At 70.1% G+C, this 8,025-nt stretch carries 12 protein-coding genes; 6 read left to right on the top strand and 6 right to left on the bottom strand.

Features of this window, described 5'->3' with window-relative positions; translation table 11 throughout:
* The 3 genes from FUT87_RS10605 to FUT87_RS31400 all read left to right on the top strand — a co-directional run.
* Positions 1–363: alpha/beta hydrolase-fold protein (locus FUT87_RS10605; protein WP_255511762.1), on the top strand; the 363-nt coding region annotated here is incomplete at its 5' end.
* A gap of 176 nt (positions 364–539) precedes the next feature.
* Entirely contained in the window at positions 540–1,052 is a 513-nt protein-coding gene (locus FUT87_RS10600; protein WP_310735173.1) for a metallophosphoesterase, read from the top strand.
* Complete coding sequence (locus tag FUT87_RS31400) at positions 1,019–1,279, top strand: hypothetical protein (protein WP_310735172.1); 261 nt, start codon at positions 1,019–1,021, stop codon at positions 1,277–1,279. Before FUT87_RS10600 ends, FUT87_RS31400 begins: the two co-directional genes overlap by 34 nt.
* Before the next feature lie 112 nt (positions 1,280–1,391).
* Here FUT87_RS31400 and FUT87_RS10595 read toward each other — a convergent pair whose 3' ends face one another.
* The 3 genes from FUT87_RS10595 to FUT87_RS30565 all read right to left on the bottom strand — a co-directional run bounded on the left by FUT87_RS10595 (position 1,392) and on the right by FUT87_RS30565 (position 2,498).
* On the bottom strand, positions 1,392–1,796 hold the full coding sequence (locus FUT87_RS10595) for a hypothetical protein (protein WP_147240986.1): 405 nt from the start codon (positions 1,794–1,796) through the stop codon (positions 1,392–1,394).
* On the bottom strand, positions 1,787–2,218 hold the full coding sequence (locus FUT87_RS10590; RefSeq protein ID WP_147240985.1) for a hypothetical protein: 432 nt from the start codon (positions 2,216–2,218) through the stop codon (positions 1,787–1,789). Before FUT87_RS10590 ends, FUT87_RS10595 begins: the two co-directional genes overlap by 10 nt.
* 151 nt (positions 2,219–2,369) lie before the next feature.
* Positions 2,370–2,498 carry a hypothetical protein gene (locus FUT87_RS30565; RefSeq protein WP_255511761.1) on the bottom strand — a complete coding sequence of 43 codons (129 nt, stop codon included), beginning with the start codon at positions 2,496–2,498 and terminating at the stop codon, positions 2,370–2,372.
* Positions 2,499–2,529: 31 nt separating this feature from the next.
* Here FUT87_RS30565 and FUT87_RS10585 point away from each other — a divergent pair, with 31 nt between their 5' ends.
* On the top strand, positions 2,530–2,952 hold the full coding sequence (locus FUT87_RS10585) for a metallophosphoesterase (RefSeq protein ID WP_186830468.1): 423 nt from the start codon (positions 2,530–2,532) through the stop codon (positions 2,950–2,952).
* Here the strand turns inward: FUT87_RS10585 and FUT87_RS10580 are convergent.
* Positions 2,937–4,034 (bottom strand): Uma2 family endonuclease, encoded by a 1,098-nt coding sequence (locus FUT87_RS10580; RefSeq protein ID WP_147240983.1) that lies wholly within the window; start codon positions 4,032–4,034, stop codon positions 2,937–2,939. The genes FUT87_RS10585 and FUT87_RS10580 overlap by 16 nt on opposite strands.
* A 147-nt stretch (positions 4,035–4,181) precedes the next feature.
* Positions 4,182–5,456 (bottom strand): flavin-dependent oxidoreductase, encoded by a 1,275-nt coding sequence (locus tag FUT87_RS10575; RefSeq protein ID WP_147240982.1) that lies wholly within the window; start codon positions 5,454–5,456, stop codon positions 4,182–4,184.
* An 84-nt stretch (positions 5,457–5,540) separates the two neighbouring features.
* On the opposite strand from FUT87_RS10575, the gene FUT87_RS10570 reads away from it, so the two are divergent.
* On the top strand, positions 5,541–6,065 hold the full coding sequence (locus FUT87_RS10570; protein WP_147240981.1) for a MarR family winged helix-turn-helix transcriptional regulator: 525 nt from the start codon (positions 5,541–5,543) through the stop codon (positions 6,063–6,065).
* A complete protein-coding gene (locus FUT87_RS10565; RefSeq protein WP_147240980.1) occupies positions 6,062–7,057 on the top strand; it encodes a Bug family tripartite tricarboxylate transporter substrate binding protein in 996 nt (331 codons plus the stop codon). Before FUT87_RS10570 ends, FUT87_RS10565 begins: the two co-directional genes overlap by 4 nt.
* Here FUT87_RS10565 and FUT87_RS10560 read toward each other — a convergent pair.
* Positions 6,979–8,025 (bottom strand): MFS transporter (locus tag FUT87_RS10560; RefSeq protein WP_147240979.1); only part of this gene is annotated, 1,047 nt, incomplete at its 5' end. The two genes, FUT87_RS10565 and FUT87_RS10560, sit on opposite strands and share 79 nt — an antisense overlap.

Genomic DNA, 8,025 nt, shown 5'->3' with positions numbered 1-8,025 from the left:
GGCGCCTTCGCGTCGGTGTCGGCCATCGCGCCGATCGCGGCGCCGAGCCGTTGCCCGTGGGGCGTGAAGGCCTTCACCGGCTACCTCGGCGACGACCGCGACGCGTGGCCCGCGCACGATGCGAGCGCGCTGATGCAGGCGCAGGCGCGCGTGCCGTACCCGGGCGGCCTGCTGGTCGACCAGGGGCTGGCGGACCGGTTCCTGGTCGAGCAGTTGTTCCCGGAGGCGCTCGAATCCGCGTGTGCGGCGATCGGGCAGCCGCTGACGCTGCGCCGGCACGACGGGTATGACCACGGGTACTACTTCATCGCGTCGGTGATCGACGATCATCTGGCGCATCACGCCCGGCAGTTCAGAGGCTGATCGCCGTCACAGATGACGCGTCCCTGCGGGCCCGGCGCCGATCGGGTGCTTGGGCGCTCGGATACTCGGGGCGCTCGCTGTCTGCAGCTCGCGTTTGCGTTGGCCGCCGCGTGCGGCGCCCGGCGCCCGGTCGCTCGCCGGTCGCTGGCGGATGAACGAGAGCACCGGAGAGTCCAATGCGCATCGCCCTGCTGTCCGACATCCACGGCAACCTGCCGGCACTGGAGGCCGTCGTGGCCGACCTGCGCGCGCGCGGCGTGGACACGATCGTCAATCTCGGGGACATCCTGTCCGGTCCGCTGCTGCCGCTGGAGACGGCGCGCTACCTGATGTCCCAGGACTGGCCAACGATTGCCGGCAACCATGAGCGGCAGCTGCTGGCGATCACGGCGGCGAAGCCGGGTGGTGCCTCGGACCGTTTCGCTCGGGAATGCCTGGGCGAGGCGGAACTCGACTGGCTGCGCGCGCTGCCGGCGACGCTGCGGCTCAACGACGAGGTGTTCCTGTGCCACGGCACGCCGCGCCGGGACATCGAGTATTTCCTCGACTCACAGGTCGGCGAACGCCTGGTGCTGGCGTCGGCGAAAGATGTCGCCGAGCGCTCGGCGAGGAGCGATCCGAGCTGGTCTGTTGCGGCCACACGCACATTCCCCGGGTGCTGCGCAGTGCGCGCGGGCAATGGCTGGTGAATCCGGGCAGTGTGGGCTTGCAGGCCTGGGATGACGATCACCCCGAGCCGCACGTCGCGGAGATGGGCTCGCCGGACGCGCGCTATGCCATCGCGGAGAAGACGACGCAGGGATGGCGGGTGACGTCGATCAGCCTGCCGTATGACCACGAAGCCGCTGCGCGGATCGCGGCCCGCAATGGGCGTGAGGATTGGGCGAGGTGGTTGAGGACGGGCTACGCGGCTTGATCGCGGCGATGCCCACGCCCCACGCCGCGATAGGGGCGTGAAGGTCTTGGCCACCGACGATGACGCCGTTGCCGTTCCCCGACTGGAGGGGGAACCGTAGAGGCTTCTTTGCTCATGAGACGCCGAACAAGCGCCCACGCGTGATGGCCAGACGCTTCAATTCCTTTGCCACCATCCTCCTGCTCGAGAGACCGTGCGCGGAGAAGTCCGCGAGCGCATGAGCCGGGTTGTCCGGCAAGGTCGGATGGTCGTGTGTCGGGGTCCCGAAGCACGGTATGCCGCAGGCGAGGAATTCGGCGACGCTCAGGCCGAAAACCGCAGCCGACCGCCGGCCACCGTGTGTGTAGCGCTCATGCGCGCCTTCGGCGGTCGTGATGGACGACCGGTCGACCGACAACTGCCCGTTGTCCGACTTCGAGGGCATGAAGCACGAACTGCAGGGGCATCCGGCGTTCAGGCCACTGGGGTGGATCTGGCGGAACAGCAGTTCCTCCGCGTTGCTCAAGCTCATCGCCATGCCGGGCCTCCTGCGGCGTCGAGTGCGCGAAGGAAGTCGGCGTCCATGACCGGGTAGGGCTTGGGATACAGCTTGCCGGTGCCGCCGATCTCGAAGCCGAAGATCTCCAGTGTTCCGTCGACGCCGACTTCCACGGTGAGGTCCCAGGTGCCCCGGATGTATTCCATCAGCACGCCGCCGTCGGGCGACGGGAACAGGTCGCCGAGCCCGATGAGCATTGGCCGCGCGAGCAGGAGCTGCCGGGTGACCTGCAGGGCGATCGCCGAGATCGGCGGCGCGCCGTCGTCGTTCCAATCAGCGGGCATCGCCGCCAGTTCGGCCAGGCGGTCTTCGACAGCGGCCCATGATGGAAGGGAGGGAGTCTCCTGGGCTTCGCCGGGATGAGCCGGCGGCACGCAGGGAGGGATCGGCTTGGACGGCATCAGGCGGTCGGGAAGTGCGTAGGCCATTCACCGCTCCTACAGGGTTGTTGAGGAGCAATGATTCTTCGAATCCTGGTGCCTGCTGTCTCTCGCATCAATCGGCGGTAAATCGAGGGCTGGTGCCAGATCGAAGGCGTCGGAGTGACTGCGATCAGGAAAACGATCCGGGGTTGGTCGGCGCCTGTGTCGGCGGCGCGGCCTCCCCCATCGTCGCCTGCCGATGCCCCGCCACCGCCTTGTAGCGCTTGACGAAGGCGTCGACTTCCGCGGGATCGATCACGTCCTCGAGTCGCGCGAAGCCGTCCGGCGAGGTGTTCCTGTGCCACGGCACGCCGCGCCGGGACATCGAGTATTTCCTCGACTCACAGGTCGGCGAACGCCTGGTGCTGGCGTCGGCGAAAGATGTCGCCGAGCGCCTCGGCGAGGAGCGATCCGAGCTGGTCTGTTGCGGCCATACGCACATTCCCCGGGTGCTGCGCAGTGCACGCGGGCAATGGCTGGTGAATCCGGGCAGCGTGGGCTTGCAGGCGTGGGATGACGATCACCCCGAGCCGCACGTCGCGGAGATGGGCTCGCCGGATGCGCGCTATGCCATTGCGGAGAAGATGACGCAGGGATGGCGGGTGACGTCGATCAGCGTGCCGTATGACCACGAAGCCGCTGCGCGGATCGCGGCCCGCAACGGGCGTGAAGATTGGGCGAGGTGGTTGAGGACGGGCTACGCGGCGGCTTGATTGCTCGCCGCGATACGTTCGTAGATGACCTCGGCGGGAATGGTGAGGTCCAGGGATTCCAAGTGAAGCGGCGCATCGCCGATGGACGGATGGCGCGACCACCGGCCATCGGATTCCCGGCGGTGAAGATCGATGCGGCGGCGGACATGGTCGACCAGCACGTACTCCCGCAGGGAAGGAATCCGGAAGTAGGCCTGCGCCTTCTCGGTCCGATCGAAGCGTTGCGTCGAGACCGACAGCACCTCGATGACAAGGATGGGCGCCAGCATCCACCGCTGATGCCCGCTGATCCGCTCGCAGGTGACGACGACGTCAGGATAGAAGTAGGTGCCGATGGGATTCAGCACCGCCGCGTTTTCCGAGAAGACGCGGCAAGGGCTGCCTCGCAGATGCTGATGCAGGCTCGCGGCGAGATTCATGCACGCCGTGCCGTGGTCGAGGCGAGCGCCGGTCATCGCCAGGATCTGGCCGTGGAAGAACTCGTGCCTGCGTCGCTGAAGGTCTTCCCATGCGCAGAACTCCTCGAGGGTGAGCCTGATATTTGGCTGGTCAAGGCCGGCGAACACGGCGGCCACGGGAAAGGCGATCCCTTGGAAATCGAGGCGCACCTCGCCGCCCGCCTCGTGGTGGGTCGCGGTCCATCCGCCTGACGCGTTTCGCCGCTCCACGCTGACCCCTCGGGTGCCACGGTCGACGATCAACAGCTCCTGCATGGTGTTGATGCGCCGTAAGGCGCCCAGACGCATGGCGTCGGCGATGCCGGGTGTCGCGGAGGGAAAGGTACAGGCGAACGCCGGAGAGAGACACTCGTCGGATCGAGCGAAGAACACGTCCGGCCGGACCACATCGAGATGGGTGGCGATCACGGGTTCAGCGCCCAGGCAGGCGGCCCAGGGTGACTCCTCGCCCGACGCCGCCTGGATCACCGAAGTCAGATTGACCAGCAGGCGGAAGAAGGCGGAATCGCGCGGCGGCAGCGGACGAGGGTGGCCATCGATGAGTTCATGGGCCTCTTCCTGTAGCGCTTGCCATTGAAGGAACTCGTCCGAGGTCATCGGCTGCTCGACATGGAGGTAGGACATTCGCCACTCCTGCAACTGCGTGAGGAAAGCTGGCGATTCTTCGGAAGCCGCTGTTTGGCGTCTGCCACCTCGATCAGCATGAAATCCGGCCCTCGTCCCCGATGGAGGGCGCTTGGGTGACTGGAACGAAGGGGCCGGTTCCGCGTGCTAGCGGGGCGAAGGCAGCGCGGCCTCCCCCATCGCCGCCTGCCGATGCCCCGCCACCGCCTTGTAGCGCTTGACGAAGGCATCGATTTCCGCGGGATCGATCACGTCCTCGAGTCGCGCGAACCCGTCCGGCGCGCGTTCCTCGACCATGTCGAGGATGTAGTCCAGCCCCTCCTGCCGATTGAGTTCGACGATGCGCGCGCACATCGGCCGGCGGTCGGCCTCGTAGTTGGCGAGCGCCGTCTCCACGCGTCGCTCCTCGCGCAGCGCCCTGGCGATCGCGGCGGCATCGAGGATCGCCTGCGTCGCGCCGTTCGAGCCGATCGGGTACATCGGGTGCGCCGCGTCGCCCAGCAGCGTGATGCGCCCATGCCGCCAGCGCGGCAGCGGATCGCGGTCGACCATCGGCCACTCCAGCAGCTGCGTCGCGCCCCGGATCACGCCGGGCACGTCCAGCCAGGGGAAGCGCCAGCCGCCGAAGGTCGGCATCAGGTCATCGATCGAGCCCGGCTTGTTCCAGTCCTCGCGCCCCGGCGCCGTCAGTCCGCCGCCCAGGCCGTCCTCGCGCAGCCGGCGGTCGCAGATCCAGTTGATCAACTGCAGCCCGTCCGGCCGCGGTGGTGCGATCGGATAAACGACGAACTTCGCGCGCCGATGCCCCGCCTGCACCATCGTCCGGCCGTCCAGGAACGGTCGTGCCAGCGAGGTGCCGCGCCACATCATCATCCCGTTCCAGCGCGGTGCTCCTTCATCGGGATGGAACTGCCGCCGGATCGCCGAGTGGATGCCGTCCGCCGCGATCAGCACGCTCGCGCGTCGCGCCACCCGGGCGCCCGTGGCGTCCACCCCATGGGCGATGACCTCGTCGCCATCGAGCTGCGCGCCGGTGATGCGCCAGCCGCTCACCAGCCGTTCCGCGCCGAGCCGCGTCGCCGCCTCGCGCCACAGCAGCTGCTGCAACTCGCCGCGGTGCACGCTGAACTGCGGATGGCTGTAGCCGCCGGCCAGGCCGCGCACATCCTCGTAGATCGTCTGCCCGTGACGGTTGGCGAAGACCAGCGCCGAGGTCGGCACCGCCATCGACGCCAGCACTGGCATCAGCCCCAGCTCGTCCAGCACCGCCACCGCATGGGGCAGCAGGTTGATGCCGACGCCCAGCGGCTTGAGTTCGGCAGCGGCTTCGCAGACCGTCACGCGGTGGCCGTCGCGTTGCAGCGCCAGCGCGGCGGCCAGTCCGCCGATGCCGCCGCCGGCGATCAGGATGTCGAGGGCCATGGGCGTCTCCGGGCTCCGGGGGAATCGATCGGGTCAGGGTAAGCGAGATAGTTGCGCTATGCAACAGTATCTAAGCTCATTGCCATGAGTCGTACCCGCTCGCCCAAGACCGTCGCCGAGCCGCCTGGCGGGCCGCTGCTGCCCGTTCCCGGGCTGGACTACGGGGTGCTCGACGATCTGCTCGGCTACGCGCTGCGCCGGGCCCAGATCGCGTTGTACGTGGACTTCTACCGCGCCACCGCCGGCCTGGACGTGAGTCCGCCGCGCTTCGCGGCGCTGGTGCTCGTGGGCCGGAACCCGGGCATGCGGCAGGGTCTGCTGGCGCAGGCGATGGGCCTGCACCGCAGCGGCGCGCTGCGCCTGACCGACTGGCTGACCGCCCGCGGCTGGGTGGAGCGCCAGGACGATGCCGAAGACGCACGCAGCTGGGGGCTGTTCCTGACGGCGGCCGGCAAGCGCAAGCTGGCGGAGCTCGAGCGCCGCGTGCGCGCGCACGACGAGCGCCTGGTGCGCGGCCTGGGCGATCGCGCCGCGCTGTTGAAGCTGGACCTCGAGCGGCTGGCCGCGATGGCGGCGGCCAACAACAACGACGACGGAGACAAGCGATGAACGACCCTGAACGACTGCTCACCCGCCGCGATGCCGGCCTGCTGCTCGGCGCCGCGTTGGCCGGGCTGGCCGGACCGCTGCGCGCGCAGACCGCGGCGATGCCGCGCATCCTGGTCGGCTTCCCCGCCGGCGGCTCCACCGACGTGATCGCGCGCCGGCTCTCCGAGGCCTGGCGCGGCCGGCTGGCCGAGGCGGTGCTGGTCGAACAGCGCGTCGGCGCGGGCGGACGCCTGGCGGTGGCCGCGCTCAAGGACGCGCCGGCGGACGGCGGCACGATGCTGCTGAGCCCGTCCTCGATGTTCACCATCTATCCGCATGTCTATCGCAAGCTGGCCTACAAGGCGGAGAGCGACGCGATCGCGGTCTCGCCGATCTGCAACGCGACCTGCGGCTTCGGCGTCGGGCCGATGGTCCCCGCCTCGGTGAAGACGCTCGGCGACTTCGTCGCCTGGGCCAAGGCGCATCCGGAGCAGTCGTCCTACGCCTCGCCCGCCGCGGGCGCGATGCCGCACTTCCTCGGCGACCAGTTCAAGCGCGCCGCCGGCATCACGCTGGCCCACGTGCCGTACCGGGGCGCGGCGCCCGGGCTGCAGGACCTGATGGGCGGCCAGATCGCCTCGGGCTGCTTCATCCTCGGCGACTTCCTGCCCCACCTGGCCAGCGGCCGGCTGCGCATCCTGGGCGTGACCGACCATGAGCGCTCGCGCTTCACTCCCGAGGTGCCGACCTTCGCCGAACAGGGCTTCAAGGCTATCGTCGGCTTGGAAAGCTACGGGATCTTCCTGCCGTCGAGGACGCCGGCCGCCGTCGTTGACAAGGTCTTCGACCTGATCCGGGTCGCGCTGCGCGAGAAGCAGGTCGTGGACGGCCTGGCCAAGCTGGGGTTCGAGCCGCTGGCGATGGCGCCGGCGGACTACGCGCGGCGGCTGGCGGCCGAGCGCGGGCAGTGGGGGCCGATCGTGCAGGCGTCCGGCTTCTCCTCGGACGACTGAGCGAGCCGCCGCCAGGCGAAGAGCGCCAGCGGGATCGCCAGCGCCGACAGCGCCAGCGCGAGCCCGCCGGCGGTGCTCCAGCCCCAGTGCTCGACCACCGCGCCCATCAGCGGCGGACCCAGCAGCGCGCCCGAGGCGCCGAACTGCGTCAGCCGTCCACTGGCCAGCGCGAGGCGCTCCGGCGCGCGCGCGGCCAGCGGCAGCAGCGCGAAGACCAGGCTCGGGAACACGCCCGAGGCCGCGTTGACGGCGATCGCGAGCAGCGCCTGGGTGGACGCCTGGCCGCCGTCGCGCAGGGCGGCCAGGAACAGCAGGCCCGACAGTCCCAGCGAGACCGCCATGGCCACCGCGATGGCCGGCGACAGCGCGCCGCGGCGCTTCAGCAGCCACGCGCCGATCGCGCTGGCCGGCACGTTGGCGAGCGCGGCGGCGGCGGTCCAGCCGCCGGCCGTGGCCAGCGGCATGCCGCCCTGGGTGAGCAGGCTGGGCAGCAGCGCGAGCAGGCCGACCTCGGCGACCGCGTAGGCGCCGAAGGCCGCCACCAGGGCCCATAGCAAAGCCCCGGTCGCGCCAGGCGATGGCGGCGGCGCTGGTGCCGCGGGCGCTACCGGCGCGGTCGGCGATGTCGTCGATGCGGCTCTTCTTGTTGCGGCGTCGCCCGCTGCCATCGCGCGCAGGCTCACCCACAGCAGCAAGCCGCCCGCCACGCTCAACGCCTGCGCGAGGCGCCAGCCGACCGCGCCCGCCGTCCATGCGTAGGCCCAGGCGCCCACGGCCATGCCCACCGGCACGAAGGTGCTCCACAGCGCCATCGCGGCCGCCTGCCGTCGGCCCTCGGCCGCGCGGGCGATCAGCACGGGCGCCGCGACGACGATCGCGAGATAACCCAGGCTCTCGACCAGCCTCGCCAGCGCCAGCGTCACGAGGTCCTGCGCGAAGGCGCTGGCCGCCGCGCCGATGGCGAGCGC

The sequence above is a fragment of the Mitsuaria sp. TWR114 genome (genome assembly GCF_007997345.1).
Note: the sequence above shows the minus strand (reverse complement) of the source record. Positions and strands in the feature narration are given on the sequence as shown.